Below are 16715 nucleotides of genomic sequence, written 5' to 3' on the forward strand. Positions count from 1 at the left end.
TTAAATTCAGCATGACGATTCGTTTTATGCTAACAAGGTTTTCCAGCTTACTGCCGAGCCTATAATGTTTCCTAAATCGGCAATGGCTACGCGTTCTTGTTCCATGCTGTCGCGGTGACGAATGGTAACCGTGTTATCTTCTAAACTTTGATGATCAACGGTAATACAGAAAGGTGTACCCACAGCATCCTGACGGCGGTAACGTTTACCAATCGCATCTTTCTCTTCATAAATACAGTTGAAATCAAATTTCAAGGTATCCATAATTTCGCGGGCCTTTTCAGGCAAGCCATCTTTTTTGGTTAATGGGAAAATGGCAACTTTGTAAGGTGCTAAAGCAGGGTGTAAACGTAATAAAGTACGGCTATCCTGTTTGTCATCGGTGCTTAAATCCTGCTCTTCAAAGGCATTAATCATGGTTAACAAGAACATACGGTCTAAACCGATAGATGTTTCGATTACATAAGGAACGTAATTGCCATAAGGTTTACCTTCTTCATTTAAATCGTTATCGAAATACTGCATTTTCTTGCCAGAATATTCCTGGTGTTGGGTTAAATCGAAATCGGTACGGCTATGGATACCTTCAACTTCTTTAAATCCGAATGGGAATTCGAATTCGATATCAGTAGCGGCATTGGCATAGTGTGCTAGTTTTACGTGGTCGTGGTAACGGTATTTTTCAGGCGAAGTACCTAAAGCTTTATGCCACTTTAAACGTGCTTCTTTCCAGTATTCGAACCATTTTTTGTCTTCACCCGGGCGAACAAAAAATTGCATTTCCATTTGCTCAAACTCACGCATCCGCATAATAAACTGACGGGCAATTACCTCATTCCGGAAGGCTTTACCAATCTGTGCAATACCAAAAGGAATTTTCATCCTTCCAGATTTTTGAACATTTAAAAAGTTTACGAAAATACCCTGCGCTGTTTCCGGACGAAGATAAACTTCATCGCTACCTTCGGCCATTGCACCGAATTGGGTGCTGAACATCAGGTTAAACTGGCGTACATCAGTCCAGTTAGACGTTTTAGAAATCGGACAGATTACTTTGTAATCAACAATTAAATCTTTTAGCTGTGCTAAGTTTTCCGACTTCAGCGCAAGGTTCATTTCTACCTCAAGCGTTAAACCCTTTTTAACAAATCTCCAGCTTGCTTCCTCCACAAAAGGATATTTTGCATGGTCTAAAATCGTTTCCTCATCTTTAAATGTTGGAACCCAGCTCGCCTGACCTTCATCACTTAAACCCAATATTTCTTGCTGAAATGCTTCAAATTTAGCCTTATTCTCCGCACTGAAATTGGCCAGTTCTGAATATAACTCATCAATTTTATTCTCCAATAACTGATCGGCACGGTAACGTTTTTTAGAATCCTTGTTGTCGATCATGGGGTCGTTAAAACCATCAACATGTCCGCTGGCTTTCCAAACCTTGGGGTGCATAAAAATTGCAGAATCAATCCCTACAATGTTTTCGTGCATCTGCACCATAGCTTTCCACCAGTAGGTTTTAATATTGTTTTTTAACTCGGCACCCAATTGGCCATAATCGTAAACAGCACTTAAGCCATCATATATTTCGCTGCTCTGGAATACAAAACCGTATTCTTTAGCGTGTGATATTACATTTTTAAATTGTTCGTCGTTATTCTTTTGAGCCATAATGCAGCAAAGATAATAAATAAGGTAAAAGGTAAGAGGTAAAAGGTAAAAGGTTTTTGATCAAGCTAAAAAAACAATCCAATCGTCCTGCTGAATTTATTTCAGCATCTTTCAAGGGAATCAGATCCGTGATAAGTCAGCTTATTTGCCCTTAAATCTCTTAAATGGTTCAAATGATTTGAAAAGCAATTGGAATGCTAATCGGTTTAATCAACCCTGCTTTCCGCTTTACTTGTTACACTCGTGCCCGCTGCAATCAAGGTAAAAGGTAAAAGGTAAAAGGTTTTTGATCAAGCTAAAAAAACAATCCAATCGTCCTGCTGAATTTATTTCAGCATCTTTCAAGGGAATCAGATCCGTGATAAGTCAACTTATATGCCCTTAAATCTCTTAAATGGTACAAATAATATGGAAAGCAATTGCCGTGCTAATCGTTTTAATCAACCCTGCTTTCCGCTTTACTTGTTACACTCGTGCCCGCTGCAATCAAGGTAAAAGGTAAGAGGTAAAAGGTTTTTGATCAATGGGCAAAGGAACTGCATATTTTAGAATTTCTGCACTTAACTTCGGTGTGCTAAGGTGCCTTAGGTGGTCGAAAACGGGTGAAAGGCAGTCTTGCCAGTCAGCTTATTTGCCCTTAAATCTCTTAAATGGTTCAAATGATTTGGAAAGCAATTGGAACGCTAGTCGGTTTCAGTAGTCCTGCTTTCCGCTTTAATCGTTACACTCGTGCCCGCTGCAATCAGGTTTAGGTGGCCACTTTAGTGCTTCTATTTTTGTATTAATAGCAAACAGCCAGACCGAAGCCTTCCCATAAAGTGCTATAGCACCTTTATTAATCATTTGCTTGATCTCATCAGACTTAACTCAGCTATAAAAAAAAATCAGTGCAACTAAATGTCGCACCGATTTTAAAATTAAGCGCATGATTAGGTTTTGCTGGCTTAAATGCTGATGTCCCTTTCCTCTTCAACACTTAATACGCCATCAATTTTTTTGATATCTGCAATTTTATGGTTGCCCGGAACAATTACAACTACACCAATTGCATCTAAGGCTTCTACATCTTTAACACCAATTTCCTTCAGCGCTTTGACCACTAAATCCATTGCGTCGTCTTTTACAGATATTAACCATTTTGTTTTCATCTTATAATTTTTTCTATTGGACCAATTGGATCGATAGGGAATTTCGGATTAACTAAAATAGGGAGTTTATCAATTGGGAATTTATCAATCGGTAATCTATCAATCGGTAATCTATCAATCGGGTATTTTATCAATCTTGTTTTTGTAGGTGCCTGTACCAATCCAGCTCCTACATCTCTACCTGGTAAAGGTAATGCTTTAGCCGTTGAGGTTAATTTTCTCCATAAATTAATTCCTCTCAAACCCGATGCCTGTGCCCATAGTGCGGCAATACCTGCAACATGTGGTGTAGCCATACTGGTTCCGTTCCAGCTTGCATATTTGGTAGGCAGTTTTGTAGAAGAGTATACGTTAACACCCGGAGCTGCAATATCTACAGCGCCATAAGTTGGGTAAAGGCCTCCGTTAGAAAAAGCGGCCACATTCATACTCACATCTACCGCACCAACAGCCATTATCGACGGGCAATTTGCAGGGTGCATTACCTGTCTTACTGTGCCTGGCCTTGCCGAGTCGTTTCCTGCAGCAGCAATAATTAAAGTGCCTTGTGCCAAAGCGCGGGCTGCAGCGGTTTCAAAAACAGCTGAATAACCTGCTCCTGTTACAAAGCCCCTCAGCGACATGCTTACCACATCGCAACGGTTGGCAATGGCCCAGTTAATACCAGCAAGAATACCGCCATCTCCACCAGATCCACCATTGCTTAAAACTTTTCCGATATAAATACTTGCGGCATACGCAATACCGTATCTTTCAGTAGCCGATGGCGAGCTAGAAGGACCACAGGCGGTACCAGTACAGTGCGTGCCATGGCCATGTCCATCTTGCGTACTTTCTCCGCTGATAAAACTTTGATGAACAACAGGGCGGCCAGCAAAATCAGGGTGATGGAAATCAAATCCTGTATCCAATATGGCAACTTTAATGCCGGCACCATTGTAAGGATTGTATCTTAAAAAGCTGGTGGGTACCACATTGGTTGCTTTTAATCCCCAGGTGGCGCCAACAGATTCTACTTCCGATTCCTGCTCTTCATAGCTGTAATCTTCTGTTTCGGTTCCAACCAATACATTGGTCATTTGGTTTACCGCATCTCTGTAACCCTCTACATAATTTTGGGTACTTTCATCCAGCATTCCAATAGCATAAACTACTCTTTCTTTTTCTACAATCATCTCAGTGTCGCCTAAACTGCTGATTGAATTTTCAATTTTTGGTTTTTCGTTTACAATGGCGATACCTAGCTTGTCTAAGATGATACCATCGGTTTTAGCAAGGTCTTTATCAGTGAAAAACTCGTTTTCAAATTCTAAAGAGCTTTTTAAGTTCAATCCGCTAACAGAATTGATCTGGTTAATAGAATCGGAGGTGTTTGATCCTTCTGGCAGTAATACCAGGTATCTTCCGGTGTACTGTACTTTTTCTTCTTTTTTCAATGTTTTTGACATGGTTTTAATGTTTTAGGTTTTGCCTACTCTATTCAGGATTTTCGGCTTGTTCCTTTGTGTTAAACAATACCCAAAATTGAAATAGTTACCGTGAAAAAATGGCAGGTAAAACACTAAAAACCAGTAGTAAAAGCAACAAAATAAAAAGCGGTAAAAACAACATTAAAATATGGGGAAAACCCCATCTGTTATCCATAAAAGTTTTATCACATTTGGGAATAAAAGTTAACTTTAATTAAAACTTAAAAATTATGGAAATGCAACATCTGCCAACCTATGCTATCGTGTTTTTATGTGGGGCGCTAGCTTATTATCTGTTACAAAAATTAATCGATCTTATGAAAAAAAACGAAAGACCAGGACATCCAAATACGATGGATCCGGCCACAATTCAGCAAATGGTAGATGGTTACCGCAATAATCATTTAGCGGCCATTAATAAAGTATTGGGCATAACCGATTCGCATTCGGTTTCTTTCGGCTTAAAAACCTTAAAGAAGTTTATCGCCGACATCGAATTTTTTAGCAAAAAAGTAGACCCGCGCATTGCAGATGGGGCGCTGGGTATCCGTTTTTATTATGCTGCTTATCCAAAAGAGAACGAATGGAATGGCTTTGAAGATGAAAAATCGATAGGCAAAAATTATGCTCAGAAACATACACTGGTGATGATCCCTACTTTAAAAAAGAAGAGTAGTGACGGAAGTTACCAGGATTATGACTTTAATCCTTTAGACCGTACCACTTTTCCACTAAAAGAAACAGAAAAGCAGCAGGCAGTTACCTTGATGGCCATGAGTTCGGATAGTAATGCAAGCCAGTCGCGTGAGGTAATGGCTCAAAATCACGGACAGCTTATTCCACCTGCAGAAGCTGCGGTTGAAATTTATTAATGTGCCATAAGTATGAACAGCTTTCAGAAATTTCTGAGCGATAGCTTCCTTTGGATTGAAGGAGGGACTGCAATTGTTGCTTTGCTGCATTTAAAAGGCTTGAAAAAGCAATATTGGCGTTTTTTCGTCTATTTTCTGGTAGCTGTTTTTAGCTGTGAGGCCTTTGGTAAATGGGGAGGAGCCTACCTTAGTTTTTCTAAAACAACCTATTATAACTATATCGTTATCCCTTTTCAGTTTATCTTTTTTTACTGGCTTTATGCTTTGAAATCTTTTAACAATAAAAAGCTGTTTTGGGCACTCTCCTTATTATATTTAATATCATTTATACCCAGCGAATTCTACTTTAAAGGGAGTAAAATAATCTTTTCATTTAACTATACTTTTGGCTCCTTTATTTTGATGGTTTTAGTGGTGATGGAATATTACAAACAGATCACCTCTTCCGATATCATTAATTTTAATAGAAACAGGATGTTTTATGTTAATTTGGGGGTAACGTTATTTTATATCGGAACCTTGCCATTTTGGACATTTTATTACCTGCTGGTAGAATATAAGCAGATCTGGAATATTTACTTCGATTATTTTCTGGTATCGGGGATTGTAATGTATATATTATTCTCAATTTCATTTATATGGGGAAAACAGAGCTCTTAATTACAATCATCCTTTTTAACTTGTTTTTCGTGCTGTTTGTAGTGGCCATTATGGTTTACATTAAAAAATACAAAGAGCGGAAAAGAGAATATCTGAATGAAATCAAAATCACCAACGAAATACATCAAAAGGAACTATTAACTACACAGTTAGAAATACAACAGGCCACCATGCAACAGATTGGCCGCGAATTGCACGATAATATCGGACAAAAATTAACATTGGTGAGTCTTTATACCCAGCAATTGGTGCACGAAAACAAAGTGCCACAGGCAAGTACAAGAATTGAACAGATTTATCAGATTATTAATTCATCGCTCCAAGACTTGAGAAGTTTGTCGAAAAACTTAACGAACGATAATATAAGTGAAAATGAAATTGTAACTTTAATACAGGAAGAAGTGAACAACCTTAATGCTTTGAAAAAATGTAAGGTAACCTTTCAATACAATTTCGAAAGTCTAGATCTTGAGTTTGTGAAAAAGAATGTATTATTGAGGATAACCCAGGAATTTCTTCAAAACAGTTTAAAACATGCACATTGCAGTAATATCAAGATTCAAATAAGTTCTTCGCCTGAGGTTTTTTTAGTCTTAAAAATACAGGATGATGGTGTAGGATTTGATTATGATCAGATCACTTCTGATGGTATAGGATTAAAAAATATGAAAAAAAGAGCCGAAATAATCGGTGGACAATTTAACTTAGAAAGCAAACCCGATTTAGGCACCACACTTACTATTATTTTAAATGGCCCGGCATGAAAAAAACTATAGTTATTGTTGATGATCATATCCTGATTGCAAAAGCACTTCAAGGCATTATCGATAATTTTGCAGCCTTTGAGGTGATCTACGTTTGTGAAAATGGAAAAGAGCTGATTAAAAACTTCGAAAACAGCAATAAAATACCCGATATTTTACTTTTGGATATTAGTATGCCCATTATGGACGGTTTTGAAACTGTAACCTGGGTAACCGAACATCACCCGGAGGTAAAAGTAATGGCGCTGAGCATGCAGGGTGAAGAAAAAAGTGTGATTAAAATGGTGAGCAATGGCGCTAAAGGTTACCTGTTAAAAAATGCACATCCGGTAGAGCTCGAAAACGCACTGACCAAATTGAATATTAACGGATTTTTTTATCCTGATTGGGCATCGAAAATCATTTTCTCCAGCCTGAATAAAACCAAAGATGTGGAGATCAAAATTTCAGATCGGGAGAAGGAGTTTTTAAAATACACCGTTACGGAGCTAAATTATAAAGAAATAGCCGATAAAATGTTCTGTAGTCCAAGGACTGTTGAAAGCTATCGCGATCAGCTGTGCGAAAAACTCGAACTTAAAACCCGGGTAGGATTGGCTGTTTTTGCCATCAAGAATGGATTTGCCTAGAGGTTAATTGTTTAAAGAAATGGTTAACTGTTTAAACTGTATAAATTGGTTAACTGTACATGACATTTAAGATGGGGAGATTGTTTAATAGTTGTAATAAGTAATTAACCGATTAACCGATTTCAACAATTAAGCATTTAACCGATTTAAACAATTAAGCAATTTCAACATTTAACCATAACCATTTAACCACCCCGACAATTAACCGATTAACCCGTTTAACAGTTAAGCAATTTGTTTACTTTTGAAGCATGAAATTTCATCATTTGCTATTCCTGGTTATTGTTGCAGTTTTTACCTCATGCAAACCAGAAGAAAAAAGCCATCAATATATTAAGTTTAATAAACCCGCAGAGTTATATCAATTCTTAAAATGGTCGCCAGAAAACCGTTTTCCATTAATCAGTGCGCATCGTGGTGGCCCAATGCCTGGTTTTCCTGAAAACTGCATCGAAACGTTTGACAATGCCACTACCTATAATCCGGTCATCATTGAATTTGATATCGCTTACAGTAAAGATTCGGTAATGGTGATTATGCACGATGATAAGCTCGATCGGACTTCGACAGGAAAAGGACCGATTGGCAACTATACTTACGAGGAGTTAAAAGCTTTTAATCTTAAAGATGATGCAGGTAAAGAAACAAAATTTAAAATCCCGACTTTAGATAGTGTATTAAGCTGGAGCAAAGGAAAAGTTTTGTTAACTATCGATTTAAAAAAAGGAGTTTCTTACGCTAAAGTGATTGAAAAAGTAAGGCAGTATAAAGTGGAAAGTAACTCGATAATCATTACCTATACTGCAGATCAGGCGAAGGAAGTACATCAATTGGCACCCGAGCTAATGATTTCAGCCTCCGTTCAGAAAAAAGCAGAATTGAAACGCTTAAATAACATGGGCATTCCCAATAACCGCATTGTAGCATTTGTTGGTGTATCTGCTCCTGATAAAGAACTCTATCAATACCTGCACAATAAGGGCATTACCACTATTTTAGGCACCATGGGGAATATCGACAAGAGTGCCATGGCCAGTCCGGTAAAAAATGTTTATTATCATTTGGTTAATAACGGCGCAGATATTTTATCGGGCGATAATTTACCGCAGGCATCAGAAGAACTGGATAAGTTTAGATATAATAAAAAAATAAATTCACCATATATTAATTAACCACAGACAAACAGGATAGACACAGATCGGGAAACGTTAAAATCTGTGTTTATCTGTGTAATCTGTGGCAAAAAAATAAAATGAGCATTTCAGTTAAAAATCTTTCTAAACATTACGATAAGCAAAAGGCGGTCGATTCAATTAGTTTTGAAGCCAAACCAGGTCGTATTTTGGGTTTTCTTGGTCCTAATGGCGCTGGTAAATCTACCACCATGCGTATGCTAACCGGTTATTTAGAACCAACATCTGGTGAGGCTGAAATTTCTGGAAAGAGCATTCTTTCAGAAGCTATCGAAGCTAAAAAACATATTGGTTACCTTCCTGAAAATACCCCGCTTTATGCTGATATGTATGTAAAGGAATTTTTAAATTTTGTTGGCCAAACGTATAAGCTTAGCCATTTGCCTACACGGATTGATGAGGTAATCAAAATGGTAGGTTTAACAGCAGAACAGCATAAAAAAATCGGGATGTTATCAAAAGGTTATCGCCAAAGGGTTGGTTTGGCACAAGCCATTATCCACAATCCGGAAGTTTTAATTTTAGATGAACCCACTTCTGGTTTAGACCCCAACCAACTGGTTGACATCAGGCAGCTGATCAAAACATTAGGCGCAGCTAAAACGGTTATTATTTCTACACACATTATGCAAGAGGTTGAAGCCATTTGTGATGATATCATCATTATTAGTAAAGGTAAAATTGTAGCGAAAGACTCGCTCGAAGGCCTGAAAAAAAATCACCAGCAACAATCGTTAGAAGATATTTTTAGAAAACTTACCGCTTAATTCATGTATTGTCCAAAAATTAAAAACGCCTTAATCACCTTTCTATTTTTAATGCCTTTTATATTGAAAGCCCAAAACACCACCAGTATTGGTATTGGTGCAGAAATAGGTTTACCATCAGGAAACTTCGTTAATTTATCAGGAATAGGTTTGGGTGCCTCAATAAAAGCTGATTTTCCAATAGCTGCTGATTTTGCCATATCCCTAAATGGAGGTTTTATGAATTTCTTTGGTAAACGCAACCAGTTTTTTAAAGTTCAGGATTTAACTTATCTACCCGCTAAAGCTGGCTTGAAATATCAGTTGGGTGAAAGCTTTTATGCAGAAGGGCAGTTAGGCGCAGCATTGCCACTAAACAATGGACAAAAAACTTTATGGGTCTGGTCGCCGGGCATTGGAAATCAATTTAAGCTATCGGGCGGAAATAAACTGGATTTAGGCATAAGATATGAAGCATGGACAGGCAAAAATGAGTTTTCCGATTCAAATAAAACAAACACCAAAGGTTTTGTTGGAATCAGATTTGCCTATATGTTTGTGTTATAACTAATATAATTAAGTGGACCATTTATTGTTTTTATTCAATTAATTCATGATAAGCATACAATAATTTAGTCTTTTTTAGTAGGCCTACAACTTATTGGAATAAAAACTATCTGTGTGTAATTACCAGTAAATCAATGTGTTGTGCTTTTGTTTTAGCTTCATTTGTTTCGTTTGTAACGTTTTTGGCATAATGCTTGTCTAAAAACAGTAAATAATTAACGAACAATAATCTAAAAATCACATGAAAAAAGTATTACTTTCTTTATTAATGGTTGCAGGCTTAGGCTTTGCAGCTTCAGCTCAAACAGAAGGAGCAGTTAACAAAATTAGTGTAGGACCAGATTTCTTATTGCCTGTGGGTGATAATACGAATGGACTAAGTCTAGGTTATGGAGGTTCAGTGATGGGTGAATTTAATGTGGCTAAATCATTGAATTTAACCGTATCAGCAGGTTATATTTCAGTAGCTCCTGAAAAGGCTTGGAAAGACCTTGGCGCTACTAATTCAGGTGTTATACCTTTAAAAGCAGGAGCTAAATATTATTTTGGTGGTAATTTTTACGGTGCTGGTGAATTAGGTGCTGCAATTTTTACTGAAAACAATGGTGGCACAGCATTTTCTTACGCTCCAACTTTAGGTGCTTCATTTTCAGTTGCTGATAAATCTAGTATTGATTTAGGAATACGCTATGAAGGATGGTCGAAAAATAGCACCACTTTATCATTTGTTGGTATCCGCGCTGCATTTGCATTCGGTTTATAATAAAACTATAATTCATTCAAAAGCCTCCACGAAGTTGGGGGCTTTGCTGTATATCAGCCATTTAACGTGGTAAAGTTGGAAAACAAAATTTTAACTATCAAATTAGTTTATTTATTATTGTAATGTTTTCGCTGATGAGGCGAACGCACGGAAACTAAAAAATAATATGTAAAAATCAGATGAAAAAACTAGTATTATCTTTATTAACAGTTGCAGGTCTAGGCCTTGCAGCTTCAGCTCAAACAAGTAAACCTGTAATTTTTGGCGTGAAAGCCGGGTAGCCTTTCCAAACATGACCATATCATCAGGAAGTACATCGGTCAGTTTCGATGCAAAAACATCTTATTATGTTGGCGGTACAGCCGAATTTGTATTATCTGATGTAATTTCAATTCAACCTGGCTTAACTTTTATAAACAAAGGAACAAAACTGGCTAGTGGTGATATTGATTTCGAAGATGATGATATTGCAGTTACAGATGAGGCAACATTAAATTTTAAATACCTGGAGTTACCGGTAAATTTATTGGCGAATTTTAAATTAGGAAACGCTGGAAAAGTGTTTCTAGGCGCAGGGCCGTACTTTGCCTATGCATTAAGTGCAAATGGTAAATACGGATCGGTAAAAGAAGACATTAAATTTGGCGAAGCAGAGTCAGAGTTTAAAAGAACCGATTTTGGTTTAAACTTTTTGGCTGGTTACCAATTAAACAATGGCTTTAACATCCACGCAGGCTACGGATTAGGATTAAGCAGCATTGCAGATACGGATCTTTCAGATGAGATTACCTTTAAAAATAAAGTTTTCTCAGTAGGCGTTGGTTTTGCTTTCTAAAACCAAGGCAAATAAAAAGTGATTTTCAAAAAAACAAATGAAGTCATCATGATTTTCAAAATCATTAATTAAATGAAAAATCGTGATGGCTTCATCACAATTGAAAACAAATCTAAACGGATGAAAAAACTAGTATTATCTTTATTAACAGTTGCGGGCTTAGGCTTTGCAGCTTCAGCTCAAACAAACAATCTCAAAATTGGTGTAAAAGCAGGTGTAACATTTCCAACCTTTAGTGCATCGGGGACCAAAAACAATGGGTATAAGCAAAAAATGAGTACCTCTTTTTTTGTAGGAGGAACGATGGATATTTCTGTTTCGGAAATATTCTCAGTCCAGCCCGGCTTATCTTTAATTGGTAAGGGTGGAAAAAGTGATTTTTCTTATTTTAATGCGGAGCCAGGAAACATTTATACGATTACTGCTAATTCGAAAATCAGTATGATGTATATTGAACTTCCTGTAAATGCAGTATTTAATTTCGATTTAGGTGATGGAAAATTTTTTATTGGTGCAGGCCCTTATTATGCAATGGCCATAAGCGGAAAAAATAAATCTACAGCAACATTAAGTGGTGGAGGTAGTACCATAACCAATTCAGAAGAAGAAATCAAATTTGGAGGAGACGGTACGATGAAAAGAGGAGATTTTGGGATTAATTTCTTAGCAGGTTATAAACTAAGTAATGGTTTTAACATCAACGCGGGTTATGGTTTAGGCTTGAGTAACCTTGACTATGCTGATACGAATAAATCAAAAGTAACTAACCGCGTATTATCAGTGGGTTTAGGTTTTTCTTTCTAAACCGATCTGGGCGTAAATAAGAGATTATATTATAAAGATAGTTTCTCTTGAGATTTTGTCATGTTGAGCCTGTCGAAACACAAAAGGTTATTTAACTATGCCCTTCGACAGGCTCAGGATGACAATTCTATTTATAATACGGCCTCTTTTTAAATTTAAATATTGCAGATTTGATAATCCATTCATTTAATCAATTCCTTTTAAATTTGCAGGAATAAATGGTTAACTTCGGCGTTTTAATAGCACATGTACGCAGTTTTTAAACGCGAGTTATTCAGTTTCTTAAGTTCGATGGTTGCTTATATAACCATTGGCATTTTTCTATTGGTTTCTGGCCTGTTACTTTGGTTTTTTCCTGATACCTCCATACTTGATTATGGTTACGCCGAACTTGATGGTTTTTTCAGTTTGGTTCCTTATCTTTTTATGTTTCTTATTCCTGCCGTTACAATGCGGTCTTTCGCCGAGGAGCGGAGAGAAGGAACATACGAGCTTTTAATCACACGGCCCATCCAGATCTGGCAAATCATCTTCGCAAAGTATTTAGCGAGCTTGGTTTTGGTATTATTTGCCTTAATCCCGACGTCAATTTATTATTACAGCATTTCGAAGCTGGGTTTTCCTGAAGGAAATATCGATTCAGGATCGGTAATTGGCTCTTACATCGGTCTGTTTTTATTAGGTGCTGCTTTCACATCCATTGGTATTTTCTCCTCTGCGCTTACTAAAAATCAGGTAATTGCCTTTGTAATCAGTGCCGCTTTATGTGCATTCGCTTTTTTAGGCTTCGATTATAGCAGTCAGCTTGCTGCATTTCAAAGCATCGGCAACATGATCAGCAGTTTAGGAATCAATCAACATTACACCTCGATAAGCCGTGGTGTGTTAGATACCAGAGACCTTATTTATTTTATTACGTTTTCAGTGCTGTTTTTATTGGTCACTAAAATAATCATAGGAGGGAAACGATAATGAGGCTGAAGTATAAATGGATTAATTCTATCATCGTTATAGCCGCATTGATTATTTTAAATGTTGCGGGGCAATATGTTTTTCATCGTTTTGATTTTACGTCCGATAAGCGTTTTACTTTAAGTGATAAGACGAAAGCTTTATTGGAGCAGAATGAAAAACCGGTCATCATTACTGTCTTTTTAGCTGGAGAGTTACCACCTGCTTTTAAACGGTTGCAGGCTGCGGTATCAGACATTTTAGCTGACTATCGGGCTTATGCTAAAACCGAAGTTAAGGTGGTTTTTGTTGATCCGCTAGCCGGGCTAAATCAGGCCGATCAGGATACCGTGATCAATAATTTATACGACAGGGGAATAGAAGCAACCAATTTGAGTGTGAAAACTGAAAGTGGATTAACGCAGAAACTCGTTTTTCCGATGGCCATGATGGAAAGCGAAGGGAAGGAATTTCCCATTAAGCTCTTCCAAAATTTAGATACCCGGGGAAATTATGAAGACAATATAAACCGTGCTATTGAAAATCTGGAATATATTTTTACTTCAAGTTTAAAGAAAGTATTAGCGGGAGATAACCCTCGTATTGGCTTTTCCGAGTCAAATGGCGAGCTCTCCGATTTGCAACTGGCTGATGCCATTCACACCCTATCAAGCAGTTATTTGGTTGGCCGTATCGATTTAAATAGTATTGATAAAGCAGGGCTTGATAAATTGAAAATGCTGGTTATCGCCAAACCCAAAAAACCTTTTACAGAAACGGAGAAATATAAAATCAATTATTTCGTAATGAATGGTGGGAGGGTCCTCTGGAGTATTGATCAGGTAAGTGCTGAATTGGACAGTTTGCGGGGAAAAAGCGGACAAATGGCGGTTAGCAGTAATTTGAACCTGGATGATATGCTTTTTATGTATGGAGCAAGGATTAATTATGATATTATTGCCGATCCGGCAAACAGTGCCGAAATTCCGGTTTCAACAGGTGTAGTTGGCGGGCAAAACCAAATGCAACTCGTGCCCTGGATTTATTACCCGATTTTATTACCCGATACTGTAGAAAGTATTGTGAAAAAGCTGGATGGTGTAAAATCTGAATTTCCAAGTACAGTAGATACCATTGGTGTTAAAGGCGTAAAGAAATCGTATATTTTAGCAACATCTCCTTTTAATAAAGTATATAATGTGCCGAAATTGTTTAGCTTGCAAATGGTAAGCGAACAGTTAGATCCACGATCTTTCCAAAGTAAACCACAGCATGTTGGTTTGATGCTGGAAGGTAATTTTCCATCGGTTTTTGCCGGTCGACCTTTACCGGCTAATATTACACAACCTTACACGCTGGAAAGTACAGGTAAAGCGGCTAAAATGATTGTAATAGGAGATGGCGATATTTTTAAAAACCAGGTGTCAGAACAAAATGGAAATCCCTTTCCCTTAGGTTTCGATCGTTATTCGCAGCGTACTTTTGGCAATAAGGCCTTATTGCTCAATATTGTTGATTATTTTACAGATAACGACAACTTAATTGCGCTGCGGAATAAAGAAGTAAAAATCAGATTGTTGGATAAAGCCAAAATTAAGCTCGAAAAAACGAAATGGCAATTTATAAATGTAGTGGCACCCTTGCTATTGTTAATATTCTTTGCGATTTTTCAACATTATTACCGCAAATACAAGTACGCTAAATAATTTTTATATTTTTGAAGAAGACTAAATAATATCATGAGATTTATTGTATCCACATCAACTCTATTAAAACACTTACAAACCGTAAATGGTGCATCAAGCAGCAGTACGGTTTTGCCTATATTAGAAAATTTTCTCTTCGAAATTAAAGATGGAAACTTAACTATCTCTGCTACCGATCTGCAAACCAGCATGACAACTGCTTTGGCTGTAGAATCAAAGGAAGAAGGTAAAGTAGCTGTTCCATCTAAAATTTTATTAGATACGCTTAAAACATTGCCAGATCAACCTATCGCATTTAATATCGATGACAGTACTTTTGCGATCGAGATCAGTGCCGGCGATGGTAAATATAAATTGAGTGGTGAAAATGGTGATGATTTTCCGAAGATTCCCGTAGTAGAAAACGCGTCTTCTGTAAATTTGCCTGCATCTGTTTTAACTGAAGCCATTACAAAAACTATTTTTGCCGTAAGTAACGATGAGCTACGCCCGGCGATGACAGGTGTTTTCTGTCAGTTATCTCCTCAGCACATTACCTTTGTGGCTACCGATGCACATAAATTGGTGAGGTATCGCCGTATGGATAGCAAGGCAGATAAAGCAACATCATTTATTCTCCCTAAAAAAGCTTTAACACTTTTAAAAGCGGCTTTACCTTCAACTGATATCAACGTGTCAGTAGATTATAATGCAACCAGCGCATTCTTTAAGTTCGAAAATATCAATTTAGTGTGTCGTTTAATAGACGAACGTTATCCAGATTACGAGGCGGTAATTCCAACCAATAACCCTAATAAATTAATTATCGACAGAAGTCTGTTTTTAAACACACTTCGTAGGGTTGTAATTTTTGCCAATAAAACGACACATCAGGTAAGATTGAAAATTAGCGGAAGCGAGTTAAATATTTCTTCTGAAGATTTGGATTTTGCTAACGAAGCACATGAGCGTTTAAGTTGCCAATATGATGGTGAAGATCTTGAAATAGGCTTTAATGCACGCTTTTTGATCGAAATGTTAAGCAATCTAAGTGGTGATGAGGTGACTTTAGAACTTTCAACACCTAATAGAGCAGGACTTCTAATTCCGCAAACCAATGACGAAAATGAAGACGTTTTAATGTTGGTGATGCCGGTTATGCTAAATAATAGTTATTAAGAAAAAACTAATTTATTAGTTTTGATAAGAAAGTGGCTTGGTTTTTGACCGAGCCATTTTTGTTTTTAATCAACTAACACAAGCATGAAAATCTATAACAATCTCTCGAAATCACTGATTTTGCTCATCGCCCTATGTAGTATAGGCTTTTCATCCTGTAAAAAGGATAATCCAGATGAAGTCGTAAAAGGCCAGGCCAAGGTAAAAATGGTCAACGCATCGCAGGCCGACGTGCATCAGGATGTTTATTTAGATAATGAAAAACTAACCAGTGTAGCTTTAGCTTTTGGCGAAACCAGCGATTATGTAAAAATACCTTCAGGCAATAGAAGCGTTTCTTACGCCGGAACAAATAATACAACCACTGATACCTCGTTAAATTTTACACCATCTATTACCTATACTACTTTTTTGGTTACCAATAAAAAAGGAGAGTTGGAAATTGTAAGTTATGAGGATAATTTAAGTAATACAGAGGCCGATAAAGCCAAAGTAAAACTGATTAACCTGACGCCTAATTTTGCTACAGGCATCAATGTTATGGTACAGGGTGGTACCCAGTTTGTAAATGGACTGGCTTTTAAAGAAGCATCGAGCTATTTTACAGTAGATACGGGATTCAATTTAAGATATACGGTAGTCGGTTCTGGTAATGTTAAAACCATTGATAAAACGAGTTTAGAAGGCGGTAAAATTTATACGATTTGGTTCAGTGGTACTACAGCTGCAACATTAGAAGCACATATCATTACCGATAATTAATTTCAATGTTTAATATGCTT

Annotated in this window: 18 protein-coding genes; 14 read left to right on the plus strand and 4 right to left on the minus strand. The window is 37.1% G+C overall.

The features are described from left to right. Nucleotides 1-24 precede the first annotated feature (24 nt). From CA265_03220 to CA265_03230, 3 genes are all read right to left on the minus strand, one after another. The gene (locus tag CA265_03220; GenBank protein ID ARS38741.1) at nt 25-1668 is read right to left on the minus strand and encodes a glycine--tRNA ligase; all 1644 of its coding nucleotides are present in this window, start codon (nt 1666-1668) and stop codon (nt 25-27) included. 944 nt (nt 1669-2612) lie between these two features. Beyond that, nucleotides 2613-2816 carry a hypothetical protein gene (locus tag CA265_03225; protein ID ARS38742.1) on the minus strand — a complete coding sequence of 68 codons (204 nt, stop codon included), beginning with the start codon at nt 2814-2816 and terminating at the stop codon, nt 2613-2615. Then, nucleotides 2813-4264, minus strand: coding sequence for a hypothetical protein (locus CA265_03230; protein ARS38743.1), 1452 nt, complete (start codon nt 4262-4264; stop codon nt 2813-2815). Before CA265_03230 ends, CA265_03225 begins: the two co-directional genes overlap by 4 nt. 338 nt (nt 4265-4602) lie before the next feature. On the opposite strand from CA265_03230, the gene CA265_03235 reads away from it, so the two are divergent. The 8 genes from CA265_03235 (at nt 4603) to CA265_03270 (ending at nt 10479) form a co-directional block, all read left to right on the plus strand. Beyond that, the gene (locus CA265_03235) at nt 4603-5157 is read left to right on the plus strand and encodes a hypothetical protein (GenBank protein ID ARS42873.1); all 555 of its coding nucleotides are present in this window, start codon (nt 4603-4605) and stop codon (nt 5155-5157) included. Between the two features lie 12 nt (nt 5158-5169). Beyond that, a complete protein-coding gene (locus CA265_03240; GenBank protein ARS38744.1) occupies nt 5170-5817 on the plus strand; it encodes a hypothetical protein in 648 nt (215 codons plus the stop codon). Beyond that, nucleotides 5796-6581, plus strand: coding sequence for a two-component sensor histidine kinase (locus CA265_03245; protein ID ARS38745.1), 786 nt, complete (start codon nt 5796-5798; stop codon nt 6579-6581). Before CA265_03240 ends, CA265_03245 begins: the two co-directional genes overlap by 22 nt. Then, on the plus strand, nt 6578-7210 hold the full coding sequence (locus CA265_03250; protein ARS38746.1) for a DNA-binding response regulator: 633 nt from the start codon (nt 6578-6580) through the stop codon (nt 7208-7210). Before CA265_03245 ends, CA265_03250 begins: the two co-directional genes overlap by 4 nt. A 251-nt stretch (nt 7211-7461) precedes the next feature. Then, nucleotides 7462-8382, plus strand: a complete 921-nt coding sequence (locus CA265_03255) for a glycerophosphodiester phosphodiesterase (protein ARS38747.1) — start codon at nt 7462-7464, stop codon at nt 8380-8382. 80 nt (nt 8383-8462) lie between these two features. Next, nucleotides 8463-9170 (plus strand): multidrug ABC transporter ATP-binding protein, encoded by a 708-nt coding sequence (locus CA265_03260; protein ID ARS38748.1) that lies wholly within the window; start codon nt 8463-8465, stop codon nt 9168-9170. A gap of 3 nt (nt 9171-9173) precedes the next feature. Next, nucleotides 9174-9716 carry a hypothetical protein gene (locus CA265_03265; protein ID ARS38749.1) on the plus strand — a complete coding sequence of 181 codons (543 nt, stop codon included), beginning with the start codon at nt 9174-9176 and terminating at the stop codon, nt 9714-9716. A 241-nt stretch (nt 9717-9957) separates the two neighbouring features. Beyond that, a complete protein-coding gene (locus CA265_03270; GenBank protein ID ARS38750.1) occupies nt 9958-10479 on the plus strand; it encodes a hypothetical protein in 522 nt (173 codons plus the stop codon). A gap of 114 nt (nt 10480-10593) precedes the next feature. Here CA265_03270 and CA265_03275 read toward each other — a convergent pair whose 3' ends face one another. Next, complete coding sequence (locus CA265_03275) at nt 10594-10779, minus strand: hypothetical protein (GenBank protein ID ARS38751.1); 186 nt, start codon at nt 10777-10779, stop codon at nt 10594-10596. Between CA265_03275 and CA265_03280 the strand changes: the two genes are divergently transcribed. The 6 genes from CA265_03280 to CA265_03305 all read left to right on the plus strand — a co-directional run bounded on the left by CA265_03280 (nt 10772) and on the right by CA265_03305 (nt 16695). Then, nucleotides 10772-11314, plus strand: coding sequence for a hypothetical protein (locus CA265_03280; GenBank protein ID ARS38752.1), 543 nt, complete (start codon nt 10772-10774; stop codon nt 11312-11314). The genes CA265_03275 and CA265_03280 overlap by 8 nt on opposite strands. 72 nt (nt 11315-11386) lie before the next feature. Beyond that, entirely contained in the window at nt 11387-12118 is a 732-nt protein-coding gene (locus CA265_03285; GenBank protein ARS38753.1) for a hypothetical protein, read from the plus strand. A gap of 246 nt (nt 12119-12364) precedes the next feature. After that, on the plus strand, nt 12365-13090 hold the full coding sequence (locus CA265_03290) for a gliding motility-associated ABC transporter permease subunit GldF (GenBank protein ARS38754.1): 726 nt from the start codon (nt 12365-12367) through the stop codon (nt 13088-13090). Further along, complete coding sequence (locus CA265_03295; GenBank protein ARS38755.1) at nt 13090-14775, plus strand: gliding motility-associated ABC transporter substrate-binding protein GldG; 1686 nt, start codon at nt 13090-13092, stop codon at nt 14773-14775. Before CA265_03290 ends, CA265_03295 begins: the two co-directional genes overlap by 1 nt. Nucleotides 14776-14808: 33 nt before the next feature. Next, nucleotides 14809-15933: a DNA polymerase III subunit beta gene (locus tag CA265_03300; GenBank protein ID ARS38756.1), complete on the plus strand. Its 1125-nt coding sequence runs from the start codon at nt 14809-14811 to the stop codon at nt 15931-15933. Between the two features lie 84 nt (nt 15934-16017). Continuing rightward, nucleotides 16018-16695: a hypothetical protein gene (locus tag CA265_03305; protein ID ARS38757.1), complete on the plus strand. Its 678-nt coding sequence runs from the start codon at nt 16018-16020 to the stop codon at nt 16693-16695. Nucleotides 16696-16715 lie beyond the last annotated feature (20 nt).

Source organism: Sphingobacteriaceae bacterium GW460-11-11-14-LB5, from assembly GCA_002151545.1.
In the GTDB taxonomy this organism is placed as follows: Bacteria; Bacteroidota; Bacteroidia; order Sphingobacteriales; family Sphingobacteriaceae; genus Pedobacter.

What these genes read in the sequence shown, in the direction of transcription:
- CA265_03260 (ARS38748.1), top strand. Translation starts at nt 8,463, where the DNA reads ATGAGCATTTCAGTTAAAAATCTTTCTAAACATTACGATAAGCAAAAG.
- CA265_03255 (ARS38747.1), top strand. Translation starts at nt 7,462, where the DNA reads ATGAAATTTCATCATTTGCTATTCCTGGTTATTGTTGCAGTTTTTACC.
- CA265_03240 (ARS38744.1), top strand. Translation starts at nt 5,170, where the DNA reads ATGAACAGCTTTCAGAAATTTCTGAGCGATAGCTTCCTTTGGATTGAA.
- CA265_03285 (ARS38753.1), top strand. Translation starts at nt 11,387, where the DNA reads ATGAAAAATCGTGATGGCTTCATCACAATTGAAAACAAATCTAAACGG.
- CA265_03230 (ARS38743.1), bottom strand. Translation starts at nt 4,264, where the DNA reads ATGTCAAAAACATTGAAAAAAGAAGAAAAAGTACAGTACACCGGAAGA.
- CA265_03290 (ARS38754.1), top strand. Translation starts at nt 12,365, where the DNA reads ATGTACGCAGTTTTTAAACGCGAGTTATTCAGTTTCTTAAGTTCGATG.
- CA265_03235 (ARS42873.1), top strand. Translation starts at nt 4,603, where the DNA reads ATGAAAAAAAACGAAAGACCAGGACATCCAAATACGATGGATCCGGCC.
- CA265_03280 (ARS38752.1), top strand. Translation starts at nt 10,772, where the DNA reads ATGACCATATCATCAGGAAGTACATCGGTCAGTTTCGATGCAAAAACA.
- CA265_03220 (ARS38741.1), bottom strand. Translation starts at nt 1,668, where the DNA reads ATGGCTCAAAAGAATAACGACGAACAATTTAAAAATGTAATATCACAC.
- CA265_03250 (ARS38746.1), top strand. Translation starts at nt 6,578, where the DNA reads ATGAAAAAAACTATAGTTATTGTTGATGATCATATCCTGATTGCAAAA.
- CA265_03275 (ARS38751.1), bottom strand. Translation starts at nt 10,779, where the DNA reads ATGGTCATGTTTGGAAAGGCTACCCGGCTTTCACGCCAAAAATTACAG.
- CA265_03305 (ARS38757.1), top strand. Translation starts at nt 16,018, where the DNA reads ATGAAAATCTATAACAATCTCTCGAAATCACTGATTTTGCTCATCGCC.
- CA265_03225 (ARS38742.1), bottom strand. Translation starts at nt 2,816, where the DNA reads ATGAAAACAAAATGGTTAATATCTGTAAAAGACGACGCAATGGATTTA.
- CA265_03300 (ARS38756.1), top strand. Translation starts at nt 14,809, where the DNA reads ATGAGATTTATTGTATCCACATCAACTCTATTAAAACACTTACAAACC.
- CA265_03270 (ARS38750.1), top strand. Translation starts at nt 9,958, where the DNA reads ATGAAAAAAGTATTACTTTCTTTATTAATGGTTGCAGGCTTAGGCTTT.
- CA265_03265 (ARS38749.1), top strand. Translation starts at nt 9,174, where the DNA reads ATGTATTGTCCAAAAATTAAAAACGCCTTAATCACCTTTCTATTTTTA.
- CA265_03245 (ARS38745.1), top strand. Translation starts at nt 5,796, where the DNA reads ATGGGGAAAACAGAGCTCTTAATTACAATCATCCTTTTTAACTTGTTT.
- CA265_03295 (ARS38755.1), top strand. Translation starts at nt 13,090, where the DNA reads ATGAGGCTGAAGTATAAATGGATTAATTCTATCATCGTTATAGCCGCA.